The sequence below is a fragment of the Amycolatopsis echigonensis genome (genome assembly GCF_002846615.1).
In the GTDB taxonomy this organism is placed as follows: Bacteria; Actinomycetota; Actinomycetes; order Mycobacteriales; family Pseudonocardiaceae; genus Amycolatopsis; species Amycolatopsis echigonensis.
In genome coordinates this window covers 4,618,062-4,640,778 of the sequence record NZ_PJMY01000003.1, presented here as the reverse complement: position 1 = coordinate 4,640,778, position 22,717 = coordinate 4,618,062, and the positions used below count along the sequence as shown (strand labels likewise).

General features: G+C 72.0%; 22 protein-coding genes. 11 read left to right on the top strand and 11 right to left on the bottom strand.

What is annotated here, in order from left to right:
• Nucleotides 1-149: 149 nt before the first annotated feature.
• A complete protein-coding gene (locus ATK30_RS27095; protein WP_081655250.1) occupies nt 150-1,493 on the bottom strand; it encodes a sensor histidine kinase in 1,344 nt (447 codons plus the stop codon).
• Nucleotides 1,494-1,728: 235 nt separating this feature from the next.
• On the opposite strand from ATK30_RS27095, the gene ATK30_RS27090 reads away from it, so the two are divergent.
• The 5 genes from ATK30_RS27090 (at nt 1,729) to ATK30_RS27070 (ending at nt 7,258) form a co-directional block, all read left to right on the top strand.
• The gene (locus ATK30_RS27090; protein ID WP_101437983.1) at nt 1,729-2,328 is read left to right on the top strand and encodes a hypothetical protein; all 600 of its coding nucleotides are present in this window, start codon (nt 1,729-1,731) and stop codon (nt 2,326-2,328) included.
• Nucleotides 2,328-2,990 carry an ABC transporter ATP-binding protein gene (locus ATK30_RS27085; protein WP_037365793.1) on the top strand — a complete coding sequence of 221 codons (663 nt, stop codon included), beginning with the start codon at nt 2,328-2,330 and terminating at the stop codon, nt 2,988-2,990. Before ATK30_RS27090 ends, ATK30_RS27085 begins: the two co-directional genes overlap by 1 nt.
• Nucleotides 2,987-3,721: an ABC transporter ATP-binding protein gene (locus ATK30_RS27080; RefSeq protein ID WP_051166276.1), complete on the top strand. Its 735-nt coding sequence runs from the start codon at nt 2,987-2,989 to the stop codon at nt 3,719-3,721. The genes ATK30_RS27085 and ATK30_RS27080 overlap by 4 nt, the downstream gene beginning before the upstream one ends.
• Nucleotides 3,718-6,378 carry an FtsX-like permease family protein gene (locus ATK30_RS27075; protein ID WP_037365791.1) on the top strand — a complete coding sequence of 887 codons (2,661 nt, stop codon included), beginning with the start codon at nt 3,718-3,720 and terminating at the stop codon, nt 6,376-6,378. The genes ATK30_RS27080 and ATK30_RS27075 overlap by 4 nt, the downstream gene beginning before the upstream one ends.
• Before the next feature lie 130 nt (nt 6,379-6,508).
• Complete coding sequence (locus tag ATK30_RS27070) at nt 6,509-7,258, top strand: COG4705 family protein (RefSeq protein ID WP_037365790.1); 750 nt, start codon at nt 6,509-6,511, stop codon at nt 7,256-7,258.
• A gap of 23 nt (nt 7,259-7,281) precedes the next feature.
• Here ATK30_RS27070 and ATK30_RS27065 read toward each other — a convergent pair whose 3' ends face one another.
• Nucleotides 7,282-7,995, bottom strand: a complete 714-nt coding sequence (locus ATK30_RS27065) for a response regulator transcription factor (RefSeq protein ID WP_037365789.1) — start codon at nt 7,993-7,995, stop codon at nt 7,282-7,284.
• A gap of 135 nt (nt 7,996-8,130) precedes the next feature.
• On the opposite strand from ATK30_RS27065, the gene ATK30_RS27060 reads away from it, so the two are divergent.
• Nucleotides 8,131-9,396, top strand: coding sequence for a MurT ligase domain-containing protein (locus ATK30_RS27060; protein ID WP_037365787.1), 1,266 nt, complete (start codon nt 8,131-8,133; stop codon nt 9,394-9,396).
• Nucleotides 9,386-10,105 carry a type 1 glutamine amidotransferase gene (locus tag ATK30_RS27055; protein ID WP_037365785.1) on the top strand — a complete coding sequence of 240 codons (720 nt, stop codon included), beginning with the start codon at nt 9,386-9,388 and terminating at the stop codon, nt 10,103-10,105. The genes ATK30_RS27060 and ATK30_RS27055 overlap by 11 nt, the downstream gene beginning before the upstream one ends.
• A 134-nt stretch (nt 10,106-10,239) precedes the next feature.
• Here ATK30_RS27055 and ATK30_RS27050 read toward each other — a convergent pair whose 3' ends face one another.
• From ATK30_RS27050 to ATK30_RS27040, 3 genes are all read right to left on the bottom strand, one after another.
• On the bottom strand, nt 10,240-10,530 hold the full coding sequence (locus tag ATK30_RS27050) for a hypothetical protein (RefSeq protein ID WP_143271428.1): 291 nt from the start codon (nt 10,528-10,530) through the stop codon (nt 10,240-10,242).
• Nucleotides 10,531-10,642: 112 nt separating this feature from the next.
• The gene (locus tag ATK30_RS27045; RefSeq protein WP_037365780.1) at nt 10,643-11,323 is read right to left on the bottom strand and encodes a response regulator transcription factor; all 681 of its coding nucleotides are present in this window, start codon (nt 11,321-11,323) and stop codon (nt 10,643-10,645) included.
• Between the two features lie 16 nt (nt 11,324-11,339).
• Entirely contained in the window at nt 11,340-12,767 is a 1,428-nt protein-coding gene (locus ATK30_RS27040; RefSeq protein WP_051166275.1) for a HAMP domain-containing sensor histidine kinase, read from the bottom strand.
• A 142-nt stretch (nt 12,768-12,909) separates the two neighbouring features.
• On the opposite strand from ATK30_RS27040, the gene ATK30_RS45680 reads away from it, so the two are divergent.
• Both ATK30_RS45680 and lgt read left to right on the top strand, forming a co-directional pair.
• Nucleotides 12,910-14,082 carry a phosphodiester glycosidase family protein gene (locus ATK30_RS45680; protein ID WP_183123838.1) on the top strand — a complete coding sequence of 391 codons (1,173 nt, stop codon included), beginning with the start codon at nt 12,910-12,912 and terminating at the stop codon, nt 14,080-14,082.
• Nucleotides 14,083-14,356: 274 nt separating this feature from the next.
• Complete coding sequence (gene lgt / locus ATK30_RS27030; protein ID WP_051166273.1) at nt 14,357-15,199, top strand: prolipoprotein diacylglyceryl transferase; 843 nt, start codon at nt 14,357-14,359, stop codon at nt 15,197-15,199.
• On the opposite strand, the gene ATK30_RS46375 is transcribed toward lgt, so the two are convergent.
• A complete protein-coding gene (locus ATK30_RS46375; RefSeq protein ID WP_235079432.1) occupies nt 15,196-15,339 on the bottom strand; it encodes a hypothetical protein in 144 nt (47 codons plus the stop codon). The genes lgt and ATK30_RS46375 overlap by 4 nt on opposite strands.
• Nucleotides 15,291-15,410, bottom strand: coding sequence for a hypothetical protein (locus ATK30_RS46370; RefSeq protein ID WP_235079431.1), 120 nt, complete (start codon nt 15,408-15,410; stop codon nt 15,291-15,293). The genes ATK30_RS46375 and ATK30_RS46370 overlap by 49 nt, the downstream gene beginning before the upstream one ends.
• 802 nt (nt 15,411-16,212) lie before the next feature.
• Between ATK30_RS46370 and cei the strand changes: the two genes are divergently transcribed.
• A complete protein-coding gene (gene cei / locus ATK30_RS27015; RefSeq protein WP_051166272.1) occupies nt 16,213-16,869 on the top strand; it encodes an envelope integrity protein Cei in 657 nt (218 codons plus the stop codon).
• A 9-nt stretch (nt 16,870-16,878) separates the two neighbouring features.
• On the opposite strand, the gene ATK30_RS27010 is transcribed toward cei, so the two are convergent.
• The 4 genes from ATK30_RS27010 to ATK30_RS26995 all read right to left on the bottom strand — a co-directional run bounded on the left by ATK30_RS27010 (nt 16,879) and on the right by ATK30_RS26995 (nt 19,957).
• Nucleotides 16,879-17,496 (bottom strand): phosphatase PAP2 family protein, encoded by a 618-nt coding sequence (locus ATK30_RS27010; RefSeq protein WP_037365777.1) that lies wholly within the window; start codon nt 17,494-17,496, stop codon nt 16,879-16,881.
• A 97-nt stretch (nt 17,497-17,593) separates the two neighbouring features.
• Nucleotides 17,594-18,493, bottom strand: a complete 900-nt coding sequence (locus ATK30_RS27005) for a M48 family metalloprotease (RefSeq protein ID WP_037365774.1) — start codon at nt 18,491-18,493, stop codon at nt 17,594-17,596.
• A complete protein-coding gene (locus ATK30_RS27000) occupies nt 18,490-18,885 on the bottom strand; it encodes a BlaI/MecI/CopY family transcriptional regulator (protein ID WP_037365772.1) in 396 nt (131 codons plus the stop codon). The genes ATK30_RS27005 and ATK30_RS27000 overlap by 4 nt, the downstream gene beginning before the upstream one ends.
• A 175-nt stretch (nt 18,886-19,060) precedes the next feature.
• Nucleotides 19,061-19,957, bottom strand: a complete 897-nt coding sequence (locus ATK30_RS26995) for an alkaline phosphatase family protein (RefSeq protein ID WP_101437981.1) — start codon at nt 19,955-19,957, stop codon at nt 19,061-19,063.
• Nucleotides 19,958-20,177: 220 nt separating this feature from the next.
• Between ATK30_RS26995 and ATK30_RS26990 the strand changes: the two genes are divergently transcribed.
• Nucleotides 20,178-22,595, top strand: coding sequence for a transglycosylase domain-containing protein (locus ATK30_RS26990; RefSeq protein WP_143271427.1), 2,418 nt, complete (start codon nt 20,178-20,180; stop codon nt 22,593-22,595).
• The last annotated feature ends 122 nt before the right edge of the window (nt 22,596-22,717 follow it).

Below are 22,717 nucleotides of genomic sequence, written 5' to 3'. Positions count from 1 at the left end.
CCGGCCGACGCGAGGTTCCGCTACCTCGTCCGCTTCTTCGCCCGCTCGAACGCCACCCGAGGCCGGCCGTGCACTCGGGGTGCGAGTGTGCGGCCTGCCGCCGACGCTCGACGGCTCGGCCTGTCACGCGAACAGCTCGAAGGCCAGCGTCAGCGGTCCAGGTCGAGCGCGGCGTGGGCCTGCCGATCGTCGTTCTCCCTGCCGGTCGCATCGCCGCGCCGCACCGGCAGCAGCAGGGTGAAGGTCGGCGGCGCCGGCCGTCCCAGCAGCAGCCGGCCCCCTTCGGCTTCCGCCAGGCTGCGGGCGAGAGCGAGGCCGATCCCGTGCCCGGCGGCGGAGTCGGACCGCCGCCGGAAAGGATCGGCATCCGAGGCGAGACCCGGTCCTTCGTCGGTCACGTCGAAAGCGATGGCTTCTCCCATGTCTCGGACGGTGACGGTGACCGTGCCCCGGCCGTGCCGGGAGGCGTTGTCCAGCAGCACGGTCATGGCTTGGCGGGTCGCGAGAGCCGAGACGCGGGTCTCCGCGAGGTCGAGAGGATCTCGCAACAGCAAGACCCGGCCTTGCGCGGCCAGCAGACCGTGCCAATCCTGCCGGAACTCGGCGAGCGCGGTCTTCACCTCGACGAGTTCGGTGCCGGGATGGGCATCGCGGGCGAGGGCGAGCAGGTCGCGGATGGTGCGGTCGAGCCGGTAGGTCGTCTCCAGCGCGGCGGTGACAGCCGGGCGCAACGCCGGGTCCGGGCTCTCCAGCGCGACCTCGAGTTGCATCTGCAGACCGGCGAGCGGGGTGCGCAACTGGTGCGAAGCGTCCGCGGAGAACGCCCGCTCACGGGCGAGGATGTCCCCGATGCGCCCAGCGGTCGTGTCCAGTGCGATGCCCGCCCGGTCGATCTCGGGAATGCGGGACCGGCGGGTCCGCACGGTGAAGTCCCCGTCGCCGAGCCGCGCAGCGCTGGTGGACAGCTCTTCGAGCGGCGCGGCCAGCCGGACCGACAGGCGGTGCGCGACAAGCCAGGTGGCGGCCAGCGCCACCACCGCCAGGCCGCCCATGCCCAGCCACGTCAGCGCAGTGCGCCGATCCACCTCGCTGTGCGGGGTCGCGGCGCGCACCATGCCGACGACCGTCCCGGCATCGGTGATCGGAACGATGGCGACCAGGTCCGTCCCGGTGTCGTCGGCGATCACTTCGTTCGCCCGGATCGCCGAGCCCGCCGCTTCGAGCCGCGCGGGTCCGCCTCCGGCCAGCCGGTCCCCGGACGGGTTGTAGAGAGCCAGCGAGGTGTTCGCCTCCGCGGCCGGGAGCCGGTCGGGCAGATCGTGCCGGATCACCTGCGCCGAGACGGACAAGGCCGCCGAGTCGGCAAGCCGTTCCAGCTCGGCACGCTCGTCGTCGAGGTAGTAGCGGGCGACGCCGACCGCGAGCGGCAAGCCGAACAAGCTGATCGCCAGCACGCCGGCCAGCACGGTCAACAGGATGATTCGCTTGCGCACAACGGCTCCTTCGGCGGCGGGCGCGCGCCCTCGGCGTCCAGTGTGCAGCCGCTCCGGCCATCGTGCGTTCGCGAGGCGGTTCGTTTGCCGTCCGCTAACCGGCGGCCGCTCCGGCGGGAAACGGGAGGCCGCGGCCCGCGGAATTTTGCCGTGCGCTGGCCGAAACGAGCCGAAGGCCTTTCGCGCCCCTCTCTAGCGTCGTCCTCGCACCAGTCGCCGTGGGAGGGAAACCGCAATGAAACGCACGACCGGTCACGCCGGAATCGTTGTCGCGTCGCTCGCCGCGGCACTGGCACTGGGTGCGTGTTCCTCAGCGAACAGCCCGGCATCCCCGGGTGCTTCGCCCGCCCCGAATGCCCCGGAGGCCAATCCGGCGGGCGACATTCCCGACAACCAGGTGTACGTCCCGCTCACCACGCCAGACCACCGATTCACCGTGTCGGTTCCGGAGGGCTGGGCACGAAGCACAGCAGGCAATTCCGCGTTGTTCACCGACAAATTCAACAGCGTCCGCGTCGAAACCACCGCCCGCCCGCAAGCCCCCACCACCGGGTCGGCGACCGCGGAGGAATTGCCCGCCATCCGCACCGGCAGCCGCGGCTACGTCGCCGGGTCCGTCAGCACCGTCGCGCGCAAGGCGGGAAACGCGGTCCTGATCACCTACCAGGCCGACTCGCCACCGGACCCGGTCACCGGGAAATCGGTCGCTGACTCGGTGGAGCGGTACGAATTCTGGAACAACGGCGAAGAACTGGTCCTCACGCTGAGCGGCCCCAAAGGGGCGGACAACGTCGATCCGTGGCGCACGATCACCGACTCGGTGCGGTGGATGTGATGGCAGCGCCGCTGCACGCGCGCCAGCTGTATCGCTTCTACCGCTCGGGCGAGGAGGAAACCCTGGCGCTCAAAGGGGTTTCCCTCGCCGTCGAAAGCGGCGAGATCGTCGCGGTGACCGGACCTTCCGGATCGGGAAAGTCCACTCTGCTCGCCTGCCTGGCCGGCATGGACGATCCGGACGGCGGCAGCGTGCACGTCGCCGGCAGCCGGATCAGCCACCAGCCGGAGCCGGTGCGGGCCAGGCTGCGCTCCCGCCGGATCGGGATGCTGTTCCAGAACGGCAATCTCCTGGAGCACCTCACCGTAGCGGGCAACGTGGTGGTGGCACAGCGCCTCGCCGGCCGGCGCGCCGCGCGCGACCCGGGCGCGCTTCTGTCCGCATTGGGCATCGCGGATCGGGATCGTGCTTACCCCAGCCAGCTTTCCGGCGGCGAACTCGCCCGGGCGGGCCTCGCGGTCGCCCTGGCCAACACGCCGGCCGTGGTGCTGGCCGACGAACCCACCGGCGAACTGGACAGCACGACGGAACACCGGATCCTCGAACTGCTGGCCGAGACAGCACACGACGGGACGGCGGTGGTGGTCGCCAGTCACAGCCCGGCGGTGAGCGCGTTCGCGCACCGGACGGTCCGGCTCGACGACGGAAAGGTATGCGAATGACCGGCGACACCGCGCCCGCGACGCGATTCGGCCGCGCCGACCGCGAACCGGGGATATTGGCCGAATGCCGGGATGTCGCCCGTACCTACGGAAAGGGGCCGACCGCCGTCGTGGCGGTGCACGGCATCACCTGCCGGATCCGCCCGGGCCTGCGGCTGGCGGTCACCGGGCCGTCCGGATCGGGCAAATCCACTCTGCTGCACCTGATCGCCGGGATCGACCGGCCCACCGCGGGCACCGTCGAGTGGCCGGATCTGCACCACCGAGCCACCGAGGTCGGAGTCGTCTTCCAGGGTCCCAGTCTGCTGCCCGCGCTGGACGCGACCGAGAACGTGGCGCTGCCGCTTCTGCTGGCCGGAGAGCCCGAGGACGAGGCCTTCCGCCGTGCCCGGTCCGCACTCGGCCGGCTGGCGATCGACGACCTGGGAGGCAAGCTGCCGGACGAGCTGTCCGGCGGGCAGGCGCAGCGGGTCGCGGTCGCGCGGGTGCTGGCCGCCCGCCCGCTGCTGATCGTCGCCGACGAACCCACCGGCCAGCTCGACCACGAGTCCGCCGAACGGGTCATGACGGTCCTGGCCGCCACGGCCGACGAACTGGGCGCCGCGCTGGTCGTCGCGACGCACGACCCGTTCGTGGCCGCCCGGCTGGGGCAGGAATGGACGATGCGCGACGGCCGGCTCCACGGCGCGGCCGATCCCGGCCTTGCCGAGCGAAACGGAGAGACTCGATGATCCGGCATTGGATTTCCGGCTTGGTGCGCCGCCGAGGGGTCCGCCTCGGCGCGACGGCCGGCGGCATCGCGGTCGCCGTCGCGCTGCTGGTGTCCCTCGGCAGTTTCCTCGCCGCCGCACAGGGTTCGATGACCGGCCGCGCCGCCCGCGGCGTCGCCGTGGACTGGCAGGTCGAGGTGCGCGCCGGCGCGAACCCCGCCTCCGTCCGCGACCTCGTCCGGAACGGGCCGGGGGTGCTGCGCTCGGACACGGTGGGATTCGCGCGGACAACCGGCATGTCGGCATCCGGCGGCGGGACCGCCCAGACGACCGGACCCGGGGTGGTGCTCGGGCTGCCCGGCTCCTACCGCGGTGATTTCCCCGGCGCGGTGCGCACTCTGGCCGGAGCCGATCACGGAGTCGCACTGGCCCAGCAGACCGCCGCGAACCTGCACGCCAAACCCGGCGATGTCATCCAGCTCGGACGGGCGGGGCTGCCCCCGGTCAGCGTCCGCGTCACCGAGGTCGTCGACCTTCCGCAAGCGGATTCCCTGTTCCAGAAGGTCGGCGCCCCGGCAGGCGCGCAGCCCTCCGCGCCCCCGGACAACGTCCTCATCCTCGGCAGCGGCGCGTGGCACGCCTTGTTCGACCCGCTCGCCGCGGCCCGCCCGGACCTGGTGACCACCCAGATCCACGCCGCGCTGAACCGCTCGCTTCCCGCCGACCCGGCAACCGCCTACACCCAGGTCGTGGGCGCGGCACACAATGTCGAGGCCCGCTCCGCCGGCACTGCCGTCGTAGGCAACAACCTCGGCGCCGCCCTGGACGCGGCGCGCTCCGATGCCGCCTACGCGCGGGTGCTGTTCCTGTTTCTCGGGCTCCCGGGAGCAGTCCTCGCGGGCCTCCTGACGGCCGTGGCCGTGGCCGCGGGCGCCCCTCGCCGCCGGCGCGAGCAAGCTCTCCTGCGCGCGCGTGGCGCGACCGGCCGGCAACTGCTGCGCTTGGCCGCGGCGGAGGCCCTCCTCGTCGGCGCAGCTGGGTCGGTCGTCGGCGCCGCCGCTGCCGCCTTGATCGGGTTGACGGCTTTCGGATCGGCGCGGTTCGGGGCGAGCGGGGCGGACGCGACCGGCTGGTCCGTCGCCGCCGTTCTCTCCGGGCTGGCCATCGCCGGACTGACGGTGCTCGCTCCGGCCTGGCGCGACCTGCGCGGGACCACAGTGGCCTCGGGGCGGGCCGCCCTGACGCGCCGCGAGCGGCCGGCCTGGAGCCGGTACGGCCTCGATGTGCTCCTGCTCGCCGCCGCCGCGGTCGTGTTCTGGCTGACGAGCCGGACCGGCTACCAACTGGTGCTGGCGCCGGAAGGCGTGCCGGCCATTTCAGTGTCGTACTGGGCGTTCGCTTCGCCCGCGCTGTTCTGGCTCGGCTCCGGGCTGCTCGCGTGGCGATTGGCAGAGCTCTTGCTCGGCCCCGGCCGCCGTCTCCTGGGCCGCGGCCTCCGGCCCTTCGCCGGCTCGCTGGCGAATGTCGTGGCGGGCTCGCTGGCGCGCCAGCGGCGGCTGCTCGCGCACGCCATCGTGCTGCTGGCGCTGGCGCTCTCGTTCGCCGCGTCCACCGCGACGTTCAACGCGACCTACCAGGCCCAGGCCGAGGCCGACGCGCAGCTGACCAACGGCGCCGACGTCACGGTCACCGAATCGCCTGGAACTTCGGCCGGGCCATCCGCGGCCGGCCCGATCGCCGCCACCCCCGGCGTGCGCGGTGTCGAACCCGTCCAGCATCGCTTCGCCTACGTCGGAGCGGATCTGCAAGACCTCTACGGCGTGCGGCCGGACAGCATCACCACGGTGACCGCTCTGCAGGACGCCTATTTCCAGGGCGGCACCGCCCGGGAACTGATGCAGCGGCTCGCCGCACAGCCCGACGCCATCCTCGTGAGCGCCGAGACCGTCAAAGACTTCCAGCTGAGCCCCGGCGATCTGCTCAATCTCCGGCTGCAGGACGGACGGACAAAACAATTCACCACGGTGGCCTTCCATTACGCGGGCGTGGTGAAGGAATTCCCGACCGCGCCCAAGGACAGCTTCTTCGTCGCCAACGCCGCCTATGTCGCCCAGCACACCGGCAGCGACGCCGTCGGAGCGTTCCTGGTCGACACCGGCGGGCAGAACACCACCGCGGTGGCCCGCCGGCTCCAGGACCGGCTCGGTCCGGCCGCGACCGTGACCGACATCGCGCACACCCGCGCCACCGTCGGCTCCAGCCTGACCGCGGTCGACCTCGCGGGCCTGACCCGAGTCGAACTCGGATTCGCGCTCGTGCTCGCCGCCGCCGCGGGCGGCCTGGTCCTCGCGCTCGGGCTCGCCGAACGACGCCGCTCCTTCGCGATCGCCGGCGCACTCGGCGCGACTCCTCGCCAGCTGCGCTCGTTCGTGCTCGGCGAGGTGCTCGTGCTCGGCGCCGGCGGCCTCCTCGCCGGAGGCCTCGCCGGCTGGGCCCTTTCGCACCTGCTGGTGAAAGTGCTGACCGGGGTGTTCGATCCGCCTCCGGCCGCACTCACGGTGCCGTGGAGCTACCTCGTCGCGGTCGGCGCGACCGCTGTCGCGGCGCTCGCCGTGGTCGCCGCCGTCACGGTCAGAATCGCCCGGCGGTCCCCGATCGCGGTGCTCCATGAACTCTGACGCCCCGTCTCGCGCGGCCGCCCGCGGTGTCGGAATTTCGTTAGACCACGGCAAAATCTCGCTCCGAACCCGTCACCGGATGGGCTGACGCACCGGCGAAACCGGCCGGCGGCACGCTTCACTGACGATCATGAACAAGCTTCCCCCGATCACCGCGGTCTTCTGGATCATGAAGATCGCGGCCACGACGCTCGGCGAGACCGCCGGCGATCTGCTCGCCCAGACCCTGCGCGTCGGTTACCTGGCAAGCTCGGCCATCCTCGTCACGGTCTTCGTCGCCAGCCTGGCGACCCAGCTGGCGGTGAAGACCTTCCGCCCGGCGCTCTACTGGACGGTCATCCTCGCCACCAGCACAGCCGGAACGACGATGTCCGACTTCATGAACCGGACCGCGGGCCTCGGCTACGCCGCCGGCGCGCTGGTCCTGGTGACCGCGCTGCTCGCCGTGTTCGCGATCTGGAAGTCCACCGGCTACTCGTTCGACGTGCAGACCATCGCCACGTTCAAGGGCGAATTGCTGTACTGGACGGCGATCCTGCTCTCCAACACGCTCGGCACGTCGCTCGGGGACTTCCTCGCCGACGATTCCGGCCTCGGCTTCGGCGGCACCGCCCTGGTGATCACCGCGGTCCTGCTGCTCGCGCTCCTGGCGATGCGGACGACCCCGATCTCGCGGACCCTGCTGTTCTGGATCGCTTTCGTCCTGACCCGGCCGCTGGGCGCGTCGGCGGGCGACTTCGTCAGCAAACCGGTCTCCGCGGGCGGGATGGGCTACGGCACCGTCGGAGCCTCGGTCCTGCTCGGATCGGTCCTGGTCGCGTTGATCGGCTACACCGCCTGGCAGCAACGGCAGATCCGGCTCGCCGGCCTCGCCGCGTGACGCGGACGGGTCCGGCGGGGTGCTCAGCCGTCCGGATCGCGGTCGGCTTGGGGCTGTTCGAGCCGATAGCCGTGGCCGCGCAGAGTCGTGATGGCGGGAGCCTCCGCCGGCCCGGCCGCGTCCTCGAGCTTGCGCCGCAGCGCGGCGACGTGGACGTCGAGGGTCTTGGTGGAGCCGAACCAGTGCGCGTCCCACACGTCGGCCATCAGCGTCGTGCGGCTGACCGCCGCCCCGGGTTCGGCCGCCAGCCGCGCGAGCAGGTCGAATTCCTTGGCCCGCAACGGAATCTCGTGTCCGGACACGGTCGCCCGGCGAGCCGCCCGGTCGACCTGGAGCGGCCCGACCGCGAGGACGGCCCGGTTGTCCGCCGGCGCCGCGCCCCGGCGCAGATGCGCCCGGATCCGGGCGTGCAGTTCGGTGAGCCGGACCGGCTTCGTCAGGTAGTCGTCGGCACCGGCCTCCAGTCCGACGACGACGTCCATCTCTTCCTGCCGCGCGGTGAGAATCACCAGCACGCAGCCCGGCTGGACGACTCGCAGTTCCCGGCACAATTCGACCCCGTCCAGGTCCGGCAGGCCGAGGTCGAGCAAAGCCAGTTCGAACTCGTGCAGCCGCGCTTCGCGCAGGGCCGCCCGGGCGGACCGGTGCCACGCCACCCGATGGCCGTGCTGGTGCAGGCTCGTCTGCAGGGTCCGCCCGATCGTGTCGTCGTCCTCGACCACCAGCAGCTCCGCCATGCCCCGAGCTTAGCCATCGGATTCCCGCCGGAAGGCCGGTACGGGCGGCCTCTCCCGGGTGAACCAGCCAGGTTTTGCGTTGCGCTAACCTCTGCCTTGACGGTTTTCTCCCCGCGCGTTCCTACCGTGGCGACTATGACGGTCCTGAATCGGCCCAGCCGCGGAACCCGGCCGTCCCTCCCGGTCCGGACGAGGGCGGCGGTCGCCGCCGGCAACGCGGCCGCCCGGGCCTCCCGCGCCGCCGGCCTCGGCCGCGGCGGCATCATCGGAGGCCGGGTCAGCTTGGCGCTCCAGCCGGCGGCGCTGGCCCATCTGTGCCGGGACCGGGAGGTGGTGCTGGTCACCGGGACGAACGGCAAGTCCACCACGACCTGCCTGCTCGCCGCCGCGCTGCGGCCGTTCGGCGGAGTCGCGTGCAACGCCAGCGGCGCGAACATGCCCGACGGCCTGGTCGCGGCGCTGGCCGCCAGCCCGACGGCCCGGTACGCGGCACTCGAGGTCGACGAAAACCACCTCCCCGCCGTGCTGGCCGAAACGACCCCGGCCGCGGTCGTCCTGCTGAACCTCAGCCGCGACCAGCTCGACCGGACCGGCGAGGTCCGGCGCACCGAGAATGTCCTGCGCGCCGCCTTCGCCGCCGGTCCGTCCACAATGGTCATCGCCAACTGCGACGACCCCCTTGCCGCCTCCGCGGCGATGGCTGCCGCGAATCCGGTGTGGCTTTCGGCAGGCAACTCCTGGCGAGGCGACAGCGCGTCCTGCCCGCGCTGCGGGAGCGCGGTGCGCGAAGCATTTGGCGGCTGGCGGTGTTTCTGCGGCTTCGCCCGCCCGGAACCCGCCTGGGTCCTGGACGACGGCGAACTCGTGCACCGGAAGGGATTGCGGGTCCGCTTGGCTCCCGCCTTGCCCGGACGGGCCAACGCCGGCAACCTCGCCTTCGCCGCCGTGGCCGCGGCGTCGCTCGGCGTGCCGCTGGACGCCGCCGCGGCCGCCGCCGGCGCGGTCGACCAAGTCGACGGCCGGTACCGCGTCGTCGGCTACCGGGAACGCCGGGTTCGCTTGCTGCTGGCCAAGAACCCGGCCGGCTGGGCGGAAACGCTGCGGATTCTCGCGCCGGGCGCCAGCCCCGCCGTGCTGGCGGTCAACGCGCGCGAAGCCGACGGGACAGACCCGTCATGGTTGTGGGACGTCGCGTTCGGCGCATTGCGAGGACGGCGGATCGTCGCTTCGGGCGACCGGGCCATGGACCTGTCGGTCCGGCTGAGCTACGCGGAAGTCGCACATCGCGTCGTGCCGGATCCGCTCGCCGCGGTCGCGGCGCTCCCGCCCGGGCCGGTCGAACTGGTCGGCAACTACACGGCGTTCCGCGACGCGGCGGCGAGGCTGGCGCATGCCCGGTGAGTCCGCGGTCCGCATCGGGCTGTTGCTGCCCGATCTGCTGGGCACCTACGGGGATTGCGGGAACGCCGAAATCCTCCAGCGACGCCTGCAGTGGCGGGGATTCCCCGCCGCGGTCATCCCGATCACCGTCGACGACGAGGTCGCCGACTCGCTCGACCTGTACGTCATCGGCGGCGGCGAAGACTCCGCGCAGTCGCTGGCCGCCGACTTCCTCGCCCGGCAACCCGGCTTCGCCCGCGCCGTCGGCCGGGGAGCGCCGCTGCTCGCCGTGTGCGCCGGGCTTCAGGTGCTCGGACGGGAATTCACGACCGGACACGGGCGGGTCCGGACCGGCATCGGCGTGCTCGATCTCGTCACCGCACCGGCCCGCGACCGGGCGGTCGGGGAGATCCGCACTCGCCCCGTTCCGTCTTTGCTCACGGAAGCGTTGACCGGCTTCGAAAATCACCAAGGCCACACCACGCTCGGCCCAGCGGCACAACCCCTCGGCCGGGTCGAGCACGGCACCGGGAACGGCGACGGCTTCGACGGAGCCGTCCAGGGCCGCGTCGTCGGCACCTACCTGCACGGACCCGCGCTCGCGCGCAACCCGGAGCTGGCCGACCTGCTCTTGAGCTGGGCCGTGGGCACACCGTTGCGCCCGCTCGAGGTGCCCGGCCTGGCCGAACTCCGGCGGCAGCGGCTGTCCCGCCCACGGCGTAGGCGCTGACGGCACGGCAGCCGATGCCTGATCCGGCGCCGTACAGCGGCTGCCGCCGGCCCAGGTCGACCGGCAGGCACCCGCTCCGTCGCCGCTGACCCCGTGCGCACGCTCCGCACGGGGTCAGCGCGATGCCCGAACGCCTACTCCTGGCCCTGGAACTGGTGATCCGCATTGCCCGCGGGATCCTGATGCCCGCCCGGGCCGTCGGCCTCCGCCGCGCCGCCGTGCGGCTCGGCGGTCGCTTCGGGCCCCTCCGCGCCCGGCTGCTCCGGCGCCGCCTGCGGCTCTGCCGCAGCCTGTTGCACCTGAGCAACGGGCGCAGCGGCCGGTGCCGGCGCGCTGGGGGCCGCGGACGCGACCGCTGTGCCCAGCATGGCGGCCAGCAGCGCCGCCGCTGCCGCGCCCGCGGCCAATCGTGCTCGTCCCGTCATGATTCCTCCTGCTGTCGTGACTTCGGCGACCGCTACCGGGCACCGTTGCCGCAGGCTGGCACGCGGACGCTGGCCACACGCTGAACGAAGCTGAGAAAACACCGTCGGCGACTCAGATCCGCGAGTCGTCGATCAGCCGGTAGCCGATCCCGCGCAGCGTCTCGATGGTCTGCCTGCCGAAGGGAACATCGATTTTCCGGCGGAGGTACCCGACATAGACCTCCACCACGTTGTCGTCGCCGTCGTACTGCGCGTCCCACACGTGGGCGAGGATGTCCGGCTTCGTCAGCGCCTCGCCCGGCCGGCGCATCAGGTACTCCAGGAGACTGAATTCCCTTGGGGTCAAAGCGATCTCCGTCTCCGCTCGCCGCACCGAACGCCGCGCCGGATCGAGGACCAGGTCGCCTGCCCGCAGCACGCTGGGGCGGGCCGGCGCACCGCGGCGGAGCAGCGCGCGCAGCCGGGCCAGCAGAACCACATAGGAGAACGGCTTGGTCAGGTAGTCGTCCGCGCCGAGGTCGAAAGCGTCCGCCTCGTCGTATTCGCCGTCCTTGGCGGTGAGCATGACCACCGGCACCCAGTTGCCCTCCGCGCGCAACGTCTCGAGCACGCGGTAGCCGGACAGCCCGGGCACCATGATGTCCAGCACCACGATGTCGTACGGACGCTCCCTGGCCGCCCACAACCCGTCGGGCCCGGTGCCGGCCACATCCACCGCGAATCCGTCCGCGACCAGGTTGCGGCGCACGGATTCGGCCAGCCGCGGTTCGTCCTCCACGAGCAGAACACGCATAGTCTCGACCTCTCGCTCAGTCCGGTGTCTCGTCCGCGACCCGCGCGGCGGCGGCTCCCGGGTCCTCCTCGGCGGCCGGGAATTCGACTCTGAAGAAGGCGCCGTGCCGACCGGGCGGCGGTGCGAGGCACTGGGCGCGACCGCCGTGGCGCGCGGCGATTCCCGCGACTATCGCCAACCCGAGCCCTGCTCCCCCATGGCCCCGGTCGCGTTCCGCGTCCAGCCGGACGAACCGGCCGAACACGTGCGACCGCTCCGCGGCCGGAACGCCCGCGCCGTCGTCGGACACCTCGACCACCGCCAGCCGGCCCTCTCGCCGGCAAACCAGCCGCACGGTGCTTTCCGCGTGCTCGCGGGCATTCTCGGTCAGATTGCGGACAGCGCGCGCGACCTGTGCCGCATTGCCGCGGATCCGCGCCGGCCGTACCCGGGCCTCGATCGTGAGCCCGCCGATCGACTTCAGCCGGATGGCTTCGGCCCGGACCACATCGTCCAGATCGACGTCGGCGGCGGGCGGTGCGTCACTGCCGTCGTCCGTGCGCGCGAGCACCAGCAGGTCGTCCACCAGCTCGCCCAGCCGGGCAGCCTCGGCGCCGTTGATGTCAACGAGCTCCGCCATGGTGATCCGTCCCGGATGCCGCGCCGCCAAATCCAGTGTCGCCGTGATCGTCGACAGCGGGGAACGCAACTCATGGCTGGCGTCGGCGACGAACCGGCGCTGCGCTGCCTGCGCGGAGGCCAGCCGCGCCAGCATCGCATTGAGCGTGCTGGCCAGGCGCTGGATCTCATCCTGCGCGCGCGGGACGGGGACCCGGACCGCCAGGTCTGTCATCGAGACCTCGGCGACGGTACGGCGCATCGCCTCCACCGGTCCCAGCGCGGCTCCCAGCGCCAGGTGGACCGCCAGCCACGCCAAGGCGAGCAACGGAACCGCAGCGGCGACCAGCAATACCGCCAGGCGCGCGACGGCCGTCCGGGCGCCTTCGAGCGACTGGGCCGCGACCACGGTGTAGCCGGCGGAGCTGACCGCCACCACCCGGTATTCGGCATTGTTCTGCCCCAACGGCAACGCGACGGTGGCGACCGCCTCGCCGCCGGCCGGCGGCAGGCCGGTCAGGATCGGCGGCTCGCCGGCCAGTTCGGCACTCGACCGCACCACCCGCCCGCCGGCGTCGAGAATCTGCACGGCCGCCGTTTCCCCGGGCGTCGCCGTGAGCGCCGGTTCAGCGACCGGGCCGCCCGCGGCGAGCGCGGCGGCGACATTCCGGGCTTTGGCCGACGCGGTATCGGTGGCGCCCGACACGAGCGAGCGGTTCAGCAACGCCAGCACGGCGACGCCGGCCGTGATCATGCCCAGCGCGAGAATGCCGATAGCGATGATGCTGCTCCACCGTCGAACACCGGCCCGCGCCACGCATTCGCGAATGCAGGCACTCGGCCTCATCTGCCGAGCATAACCGCGACACACCATTCGCTGAACGAATTCTCAGCATTTTCACAGCGCGCACCCATTTCGCGGCCGCGTTTTGCATTCCGCTTGCCGAACGCTGTCCTATTGCCCGCTCAACCGGGCCTACGGTCGGGTCATGGCCACTGCCGGCACACCGATGCCCAGACCCAAACGCCCGCGGCGCAAGCTAATTCTGGTGCTGGTCGTCGCGGTGCTCGCCTACCCGATCGGCAGCTACACCCGAGCCCTCACCTATCCCGGTGCGGCGTCGTTCGCGGTCCGCACTGTCGATTGGCTGCGCGAGATCGGGCTCGGCGGCGTCGTCAACACCGTCGAGAATTGGTGGTACACCAGGCATCCGCCCTCCGCCGCACCCCCGCCCGCCGGGTCGCTCCCGACCGCGCCGCCGCCTCTCCCCAGCCTCGGCGCCGGCCCCCGGCCCGCCGATCTCCCGGCACAACTCCCCCGGCTGCCCGGAGAAGGACGCTGGACCCCGGGAGCGAGTACGGCGGGCGGCCCGGTCGCCGACTACACGACCTTCATCCGGCCGGATCCCGCGCACGCCAGCGTGGTCGCCGGCGTCGCGTGGATCAACCAGTCGCTGGTGCGCGCCTCCCTCATCGCGGGCACCAAGGAGCCGGGCGGTTCCGGCTGGCCGGAGGGTGCGCGGGTGCCGTCCGGCGTGCGCCCGGCGCTGCTGGCCACGTTCAATGCCGGATTCAAGTTCAAAGACACCGCGGGCGGGTTCTACGCGGACGGCCGCACTGCCCGTCCGCTCAAGGACGGCGCCGCTTCGGTCGTCATCGACCGGTCCGGCCGGATATCGATCGCGCAATGGGGCCGCGACGCGACCATGTCCCCCGCCGTCCGCGCGGTACGGCAGAACCTCGCTCTGGTCGTCGACAACGGAAGCGCCGTCCCCGGGCTGCGGGCGAACGCCGTCGGCCGCTGGGGCAGCGCCAGCAACCAGTTCCAGTACACCTGGCGTTCCGGGCTCGGCACCGACCGGGCCGGGAATCTCCTTTACGTGGCCGGCGACAAACTGACCCTGCGGACGCTCGCCGGGGCCATGGTCCAGGCCGGAATCGTGCGCGGCATGGAACTGGACATCCACCCGGGAATGGTCGCGTTCAACGCCTACCGGCCCGACCGGCCCGGCAGCTCGCCGCGGAAGCTGCTGCCTGCCATGCCCGGCTCGGCGGACCGCTACCTGACCGCCGATCAACGCGACTTTTTCGCCATCGTCCTCCGGGGCGGAGCACCACCGGCCAGTGCCGGCGTCTCGCCGCTGTCGTCCCTCGGAGCGTGACAGCCGCCGCGACCGCGAGGACGCCCACCCGACCGGAAACTGACGTTCGGTCGCAGCCGACGCTGCGGCACCGTGCCGCCGCAAGGACCGGGAATCATTCTGCGAAAGAACGATCTGGACCACGCATGCGTGGTCCAACATCACTGAGGTTTTCTCCGCACGCGCTTGTCCGGCACCGCAGGTGCACACAGCGAGCACCGCGGAGAAGACTTCCAGGTCCGTGATCTATAGTTCTCCCACCGAGAGAATTCAGCTCCGAGGAGGGCCGTCCGCAATGGTCACGACGTCCCTGCCCAGCCCGCCGCAAGGCGTCTGGCACCTCGGACCGGTTCCGATCCGCGCCTACGCTTTGTGCATCATCGCCGGGATCGTCGTCGCCGTCTGGCTCGCCCGGCGACGCTGGCGCGCCCGCGGGCACAACCCCGACGACGTGCTCGACATCGCGATCTGGGCGGTCCCGTTCGGCATCGTCGGCGGACGGCTCTACCACTTGATCACCGACCCGGAACTGTACTTCGCCCCCGGCCGCGATCCGGTCCGGGCGCTCTACATCTGGGACGGCGGCCTCGGAATCTGGGGAGCCGTAGCGCTCGGCGCCCTCGGCGCCTGGATCGCCTGCCGCCGGCGGGGAATCAGCCTGCTGGAGTTCGCCGACGCCCTCGCTCCCGGGCTGGTCCTCGCGCAAGCCATCGGGCGCTGGGGCAACTACTTCAACCAAGAACTCTACGGCGCTCCGACCACCTTGCCCTGGGCATTGCGCATCGATCCGGCGCACCGCCCGCCCGACACCCCCGGCATCGGGCTGTACCACCCGACATTTCTTTACGAATGCCTCTGGGACGTCGGCGTCGCGGTGCTGTTGCTCTGGGCGGACAAGCGCTTCGACCTCCGCACCGGCAAGCTGTTCGCGCTGTACGTGGCCGCATACACCGTCGGACGCGCCTGGGTCGAAGCGCTGCGCGTCGACCACGCGAACCACTTCCTCGGCCTGCGCCTCAACGACTGGACTTCCCTGGTCGTTTTCCTCGCCGCGACAGCAGCGCTGCTGTGGCGGCGGCGCTCCGCGCGACCGCGCGACGACAGCGCCGGGGCGGCGAAAGGCCCGCCCCCGGTTTAACCGGTGCTCACCGCGGCCAGGGCCGCGTGCAACCGTTGCCCGGCTTCGTCGGTGACAGGCCGCAGATCCTGACGGCCGGGCACCGTGACCATCACTGCCGGGTCGAGCGCTTTGACCACGACATTGCACGGCAGCGGCACGCCGATCCGCGGCTCGATCTGCGGCGAGCCAGCTGCGGGTTGGAGGCCCCGAGAATCAACTGAGGGGGCACGGTCTCGTCCAGTTTCGCCTTGATCGTCGCTGCCACGTCGATCAGGACTCCGAACCTCTCCGCCGCGAGGGCTGCCGCACTTTTGCCACGACGGCTTCGGACGGATGGTCGCGGATGACCGACTTCGTGTAGTCCATGAGAGCATTTCCGTCCTGGACGCCGAAAACCGATTCCCGTCCGGCGACACGAACGGCATCCCTGACTCCGCGCGCGCGGCCCGCGCTCATCGCCCGTCCGGCATCCGACGGGGACGCTGCGGACGCTGGAGTCGTTCGCCGCGCGGAGGCGGCGCGGCGAACCGCTGGGGCGGCCTGGGAACCGCCGGACGGGGCGGCGCCGCGCGGCTCCGGTCTTGCGGCCCAAGGCTTTCCGGCCTGCGCCCCCGCGGAGACGCGACCGGCGGCGGTCCCGGGCGGCGCGTCGGCTCCGGCCGGTTGACCCACGCGTCGAACGTCACCAGGCCCGCCGCGAGAACGAGAAAAATGATCGTCATCACTACGCTGCGGGCGACGACCCCGACCCCGGCGATGGCCACGAGGCCGAGCACGGCGAACCAGCAGTAGGGATCCACGCGGCCGAACAACGGTTTCGCGCCTGCGCGTCTTCGCGAGCCGAGTGCCATCGCGCAACCCCAATCCACAGTGGACCGCTGACGCCCGGCCGCTCGTCGCCGCGCCGGAGCCCGGCCCGCGGCGAACGACACCGCGCTCGTCGCGGGACCTGGCCCTCATCCTACACGTTGTAGGATGAGGCTTGCCCGCTTCGGGCTGACCGCGCCGAACCAGACGACGGGAAGGGATCGATGCGGACCTTGACGGGACGACGCGATCCGCTGCGCTACCGGCGGCGAAAGCCCTTCGCCGGAATCGCCGCGCTGAGCGTCCTCATACTCGCCGCGATCGCGGTCTGGGTCACGACACTGCAGCGCGCCGCGGATGCCACCGCCTTGGTCGCCTGTCCTCCCCCGGCCGCCGGCACCGCGCCGCAGACGTTGGCCGCGCTGCCCTACGACGCGCTGGACGGCGTCGCTCCCGCGCCCGCCGCCGCCAGTCCGGTGACCGTGCTCAACGGCAGCGGCCAGCGCGGAAGCGCCGGACTCGCCGCGGGCGAACTCGCCCAGCTCGGTTTCCCGCAGGCGTCGCCCCCTGCCGACGACCCGTTGCACCCGGCCGGCGACTTGCGGTGTTTCGGCCAGATCCGCTTCGGTCCGGCAGGCACCGCGGCAGCCAGGACTCTCAGCCTGGCCGTACCGTGTGCCCAACTTGTGCGCGATCGCCGGACCGGCAGCAGCGTCGATCTCGCGCTGGGCAGCGACTTCAGCGACGTGACCCCGAATCCCGATGCCCGCCGGGCGCTCCAGCTGCTGGCGGCCGCGCCGAGCGGCCGTCCGGCCATCGGCGCGGCGCCGCCCGCCGTGACTCCGGCATTGCTGGCCGGGGCCCGCCGCGGGCAGTGCTGACCGCCGCCGTCATTCCACCGCCGCGCCCGCTGCCGGAGCCTCGACGCCGAGAAGAAGCGGGCGCAGCACGTTCGGCATCCGTCGCTGCACGAGCCTGCCCAGCAGCCCGGCGAGCGTCGGCACGAGCAGCAACGCGGCGACCGCACCGATGGCAAGCCCGGCCAGGACGTCGAGCGGGTAGTGCATCCCGGCGTACACCCGCGAGAAGGCAAGGAATACGGCGACCGCGCACGCGAGCACCCCCCAGCCGCGCGCGAACACGAGAACGCCCACCGCCAGTGCCGCGCCGAGCGCCGCGTGATCGCTGGGGAAGGAGTTGTCCGCCGAATGGCTCAGCAGCACAGTGACGCCGCGCAGAGCCAGGAACGGGCGAACCTCCTGGTGCAGCGCGGCGAAAAACTGGTTCAGACCCAGCGAGACGAGGGTCGCGACTCCGGTCAGCACCGCCGCCGCCAGCGCGCGGGCGGCGCCGCCACGGCCGCGGCGCGTCCACCACCCCAGAGCCAGCAGCAGCACGAGAATCACCGGGCCGCCCCACAACGCGAAGGCGGCCATGAACGGATGCGCCCACCCGGTGCGAGCGGCCAGCTGATTGATGTCCCAGAACAGGGCGAGATTCCACGGCACGGGCTTGGCTGGTCCTTCCGGCGGAAAGCGGATACGGCACAGACCGGTGATCCTACAGCTTGTAGGAAGAGCGAGCGGAAAGGCTCGCAACCGGCAGTCAGCCGAGCACCGCGCCGGCGACCCGCAGGAACGCGATGGTGGCGTCCGCCAGGACCGCGACGCCCGCACCGAGCACGGCCACAGTGGGCAGCAGCGACAGCGGGCGCGTCACAGTCGGAGCGCTTCGCAGAGCGCGGACGCGGCCCCCGACTCCGCGGTCGCTGAACGCGAGCGCGGGCGGGGCGGGCGGGACGGCGGCCAGCGCCGCCCGGGCCAGCGACCGCGCGGCGAGTTCACGGTCGGCCACCGCGGTCGCGGCATCTTCGTCCGCCCAGCGCTCGAGCTGAAACGCGATTTGGCCGCGCAGGCGGATCAGGACCGGATTGATCGCGACCGCGACGGCCGCGACCGCCTGATACCGATGGTGCCGGTGCGCGAGATGCGCGCGCTCGTGGGCCAGCAGCACGCGGCGCTCCTCGGCGTCGAGCGCCCGCAGCATGCCGTCGGAGACCACGATCCGGCCAGGCCGGCCGATGCCGCCCGCGACGGCATAGGCGTGCGGACTGGGATCGGTGAACACCACCAGCTCGCCGCGCGCGCCGGCGACGACGCCGTTCATCGCCCGCCGCACCCGGCCGCGGCGGTACAGCGCACTGGCCACCCGGACCACGATCGCCGCGAGCAGCACGGCCGCGACCAGGCCGGCGATCCGCGGCACCGGGTCCAGCCGGCGCAACTGGGCCGCCGAGATCGGCGAATGCTCGAGAATCTCCCCGAGATGGCTCAACCCCGCACCGGCGACCATGACCAATCCCCACAGAGTCCCCGCGCCGACCGCGGTCGCCACCGCGCAAAGAAGGCGCACCGCGGCAGGCGGCGCCAGCCGCCTGCCCGCCAGCGGAAGGCCGCGCACCGCCAGCACCGGAAGCAGCAAAGCCAGATACACGTCGACTCTCACCGCCGGCCGCCCTGGGGACGATCGCCCTCGTCGAGCATCTCGCGCAGCGCCGCCGCGTCCTCGGGCCCGAGGGTCGTCACGAACTTCTGCAACGCGGCCCCCCGGTCCCGGGCCTCGCGCAACGCCACGTTCATCCGTTCGGCAGTGAGCTCGGCATGCGCCCGCCGCGGCGAGTACACGTGCCCGCGCCCCGATGCCGCCCGTTCGGCCAGGCCCTTCTCGTGCAATCTGGTCAGCACGGTCAGCACCGTCTTGTACGAGAGATCCGTCCCCACCGCCTCGTGCACCGCCGCACCGGACAGCGGCGCCGGAGCAGCCCACAGCGCGGCCATCACTTCCGACTCCAGCGCGCCCGCCGCGCGCCGTGCCCGCGATCCGTCTCCGCCGGGCATGGTCCTCCTCAGTCCGTTCTCGCGGCACGGCCCCGCCCGCGCGCCCGCTCGGCTCGCCGGCCGCGAGCACCACGAGGGTACCTGCCGGACGCCGCCGCCCGGCTGCTGTCGCCGGACGGCGGACCGTCTCCGGGCACCGCCCGGGATTCGTCCCGGTCCTGGAAACGCCCGAGGCTCACCGCTTCCAGACGCCGGTGATCGGCCGGGCGGAAGCGGCCTCTCCGAGCGGTGCCAGGCCGTACATGTCCTCGACGGTGCGAAGAACGCTGTAGTGGTCGATCGGCTGGGCGCTGCGCGTCGTGCGCACCATCGGCCCGGACAGGATCGTCGGGATCCGATTGGCGGGGGTCCCGGTGTCCTCGTCGAAGGTCACGATGAGGAGGCTGTTGTGCGCCTGCGCCCACCGGGCGTATCCGGACAGATTCCCGGCCGCCCAGCCGTCTCCCGCGGAAACCGGGCAATCGTGCATGTCGTGGCACATGTCGGGGATCACGAACGACACCGTGGGCAGCGTCGAGTAATCGGCGGGGAAATGCCGATAGGTCCGGTTCGCGCTGGGCGGCACGTTGCTGAAATCGGGCAAGGGGTTGTGTTTGCGACGGTAGGCGCCGTCAGCCGAGGAACACCCGGCGAATCCGTCGCGCGGCATGCCTTCCGCGAACCCGGCGAACCGGAATCCGGCATCGGTCAACTGGCTCGCCAGGTTGGGCCGCGCACCGAGGTCCCGCGGGCAGGAATCGTCGGCGACGCCCTGCGGAGAGCCGGAGAACAACGCCACGTAGTTCGGCTGGCTGGGATGCGCGATGCCGTGCGAATCGGACAGGCTCGCCCCCGCTGCCGCGAGCGAGGAGAGATAGGGAGCGCCGGCCGCCCCGTCGACCTCGGTCTCGCCCTCGTTCTCGAAGATCGCCACGACGACGTGGTCCGGCCGGGGAAGGCTTGCCGGAGCAGCGGCGGCTGCCGACGGGTGCGCCCGCGGGTACGGCGTCGGTCCGGACGAGGCGCACCCGGCCAGCAGAAGCAGCGCACCGCCCAGCGCCGCCGCCCGGCTCACCCGTTTCCCGCGATACACCGGACCTCCTCGCCGCACTCCGGACCTGGCATTCGTCTCGCGGTCACGCGGAACACACAAGCACGACTTCTACAATAATGTAGAAGCGTTGACCGTCAGGAATCGAGCCCATGCCCTCTCTCCCCGCGCCCGGCCCTCACCTCCTCGCGTTCCCGGCAGCGGGAACACGACCACGTCGAGCCCGAGGGGACGCCTTCGCCGCGGTGCCGGAGAACCGCTCGTGAACCGCCCGTACCCGCCCGGCGAGCCGCCGCACTGGCCCCGCGGCCGCCACCCGGGGCCGATCCCGCCCCGGCGGTCGGCCGGGCCGGGGCGGCCCGCGGATCCGCGCAACCAGCCGGAGCCGGAACTGCTCACGCATCGGCTGCCCGCCCCGCCCCCGCTGCCGGCCGCCCGGCCCAGGCCGGCCGGCCCACGCAACCCGCCGCCGCCGAGCGGGCCCGCCCGGCCGCGAGTGCCGCGGAAGAAGCTCTGGCGGCGCATCCGGCGCGGCCTCTACGTCCTGGCCGGCGTGTGCCTGCTCGGCCCGGTCATCGCCTTCGTCGTCGCGTACCAGTTCGTGCGGGTGCCCGATCCGACAGCGCTCGCCGCCGCGCTCAACCAGCCGGTCACCCTGTACTACGCGGACGGCTCCGTGATGTACACCAAGACCGGAACCGCAGGCAATCGCCAGCTGGCCACCTGGGACCAGATCCCGCAGTCGATGAAGAACGCGCAGATGGCCGCCGAGGACGAGACCTTCATGACCAACTCGGGCTTCGACCTCAACGCGATCGTGCGCACGGTCTGGAACCGGCTCAACGGCGGCACCGGCGGCGGCTCCACCATCGGGCAGGAGTACGTCAAGAAGGCCACCGGCAACGACCAGCCGACGCTCGCCCGCAAGATGGCCGAGATGGTCGAGTCCTACAAGATGACGAACACCTATTCCAAACAGGACATCCTGACCGCCTACCTGAACACCGTCTACTTCGGACGCGGCGCGTACGGGATCAAGGCGGCGGCCAAAGCGTTCTACGGGGAAGACGTCAGCAAGCTCACCAACGAACAGGCCGCGCTGCTGGCCGGGATGGTCCAGCTGCCGTCCTACGCGGACAAGCCCGCCTACGAGCAACAGCGCTACCGCTACGTGCTGGGGCGGATGCTCGCCAACCACTGGCTCAGCCAGGCGGAATACGACTCGGCCGCCTTTCCGGCGCCGATCGCCCAGACGAGCGCGGGATCCGGCCCGGCCCTTTCCCCCACCCGCCAGTACATCGTCGCCGCGGTGTTCGACGAGCTGGCCAAGAAGGGCCTCCCGGAACAGGCGTTGTCCCGGTCCAGAGCCAAGATCTACACCTCGATCCAGCCCCCCGCGCAGACCGACGCCGAACACGCGGTCGCGAAGATCACCTCAGCCGACCGCGGCTATCCGCACGAAGGCGCCGCACTGGTTTCGGTCGACCCGTCCACCGGCGGGATCGTGGCGTACTACGGAGGGGACGGCTCGACCTCCTACGATCTGGCCAGAACCCCGCAACAGCCCGGTTCCTCGTTCAAGCCCTATGTCCTCGCCGCCGGCCTGCGCACCGACCCGGGCCGCATCGGGCTGAACACCGTCTACGACGGCAGCGACAACCAGACCATCGACGGGCAATTGGTGCACAACTCCGACGGCGAGGGCGCCAGCCGGATCACCGTCAAGGACGCCATGACCAAGTCCGTCAACACCGTCTTCTACCGCATGGGCGCGCAGGCCGGAGTCAACAACGTGCGGCAAGCCGCCTGGGACGCGGGAATCCCGAAACGCATCACTTCCTCGCTGGGGTCCGCCTTCGACTCGCTCCAGCAAGACGACCCGGTCACCGGCAACGGAACCGGCAGCACCCAGCTCGGGATCTCGATCGGCCAGTACCCGGTCCGGCCGATCGACCAAGCCCAGGGCTACGCCACCTTCGCGAACGACGGGAAGTACCTCCCGGCGCACTTCGTCACGAAAGTGACGGACGGGACCGGAAGCCAGCTGTACCGGTTCGACACCGCGGCCGTTCCGGCATTCGGCTCCGACCCCGCCGCCAGCGCCGCGATCGCGCACACCGTCACCGCGTCGATGACCGACGTCGCCTCGTCGTCCGGCGACGGCTTGCGAGGCGGCCGCCCGAACGCGGCCAAAACCGGAACGGCCCAATTCAACAACACCGGGCACAACTCGGAAGCCTGGATGGTCGGCTACACCCCGCAAAACGTCACCGCCGTCTGGTTCGGCAACACCCAGCAGCCCGCACCGATCTACGGCAACTACCACAACGGCATCGGCTCCGATCACGGCTACGACGTCTACGGACGCGAAGAACCCGGTTACATCTGGCAGGACTTCATGAACGCCTACCTCGCCGGGCAGCCCGCGCGCGACTTCCCGCCCGCCCCCGCGGGCACCGCCGCCCCGGCCACGACCGGCAACCCGGCGCCGGCCACCTCGAACCAGACCACACCGGACACGCCGACGACCGCCCCGGCAACCACGCCCTCCACCACCGCCGCGCCGACCACGTCCGACCAGCCGACGAGCCCGCAACCCACCGCTGCGTGCGGCCCCAGTTGCCCGACCACCACGCCCGGCCGGCGGCACCACGGTCCGGGTCCGGGCAGCGGCGGGTAAGAGCACCGCCTCGCCCGGCCCCGCCGGAGGATTGCCGGTGCCGGCGCCTACGTGACGAAGCCGCTGCTCGACGCCCGCATCCTCGCGCTGCCGCGGCGCGCCGCACCGATCCGGCACTGCGA

Excerpts from the sequence above, each read along its gene's own strand:
- ATK30_RS27055 (WP_037365785.1), top strand. The coding sequence starts at position 9,386 with ATGCCCGGTGAGTCCGCGGTCCGCATCGGGCTGTTGCTGCCCGATCTG.
- ATK30_RS45680 (WP_183123838.1), top strand. The coding sequence starts at position 12,910 with ATGGCCACTGCCGGCACACCGATGCCCAGACCCAAACGCCCGCGGCGC.
- ATK30_RS27040 (WP_051166275.1), bottom strand. The coding sequence starts at position 12,767 with ATGAGGCCGAGTGCCTGCATTCGCGAATGCGTGGCGCGGGCCGGTGTT.
- ATK30_RS27090 (WP_101437983.1), top strand. The coding sequence starts at position 1,729 with ATGAAACGCACGACCGGTCACGCCGGAATCGTTGTCGCGTCGCTCGCC.
- ATK30_RS27000 (WP_037365772.1), bottom strand. The coding sequence starts at position 18,885 with ATGCCCGGCGGAGACGGATCGCGGGCACGGCGCGCGGCGGGCGCGCTG.
- ATK30_RS27045 (WP_037365780.1), bottom strand. The coding sequence starts at position 11,323 with ATGCGTGTTCTGCTCGTGGAGGACGAACCGCGGCTGGCCGAATCCGTG.
- ATK30_RS27065 (WP_037365789.1), bottom strand. The coding sequence starts at position 7,995 with ATGGCGGAGCTGCTGGTGGTCGAGGACGACGACACGATCGGGCGGACC.
- ATK30_RS27060 (WP_037365787.1), top strand. The coding sequence starts at position 8,131 with ATGACGGTCCTGAATCGGCCCAGCCGCGGAACCCGGCCGTCCCTCCCG.
- ATK30_RS27080 (WP_051166276.1), top strand. The coding sequence starts at position 2,987 with ATGACCGGCGACACCGCGCCCGCGACGCGATTCGGCCGCGCCGACCGC.
- ATK30_RS27075 (WP_037365791.1), top strand. The coding sequence starts at position 3,718 with ATGATCCGGCATTGGATTTCCGGCTTGGTGCGCCGCCGAGGGGTCCGC.
- cei (WP_051166272.1), top strand. The coding sequence starts at position 16,213 with ATGCGGACCTTGACGGGACGACGCGATCCGCTGCGCTACCGGCGGCGA.
- ATK30_RS27085 (WP_037365793.1), top strand. The coding sequence starts at position 2,328 with ATGGCAGCGCCGCTGCACGCGCGCCAGCTGTATCGCTTCTACCGCTCG.
- lgt (WP_051166273.1), top strand. The coding sequence starts at position 14,357 with ATGGTCACGACGTCCCTGCCCAGCCCGCCGCAAGGCGTCTGGCACCTC.
- ATK30_RS27070 (WP_037365790.1), top strand. The coding sequence starts at position 6,509 with ATGAACAAGCTTCCCCCGATCACCGCGGTCTTCTGGATCATGAAGATC.
- ATK30_RS27050 (WP_143271428.1), bottom strand. The coding sequence starts at position 10,530 with ATGACGGGACGAGCACGATTGGCCGCGGGCGCGGCAGCGGCGGCGCTG.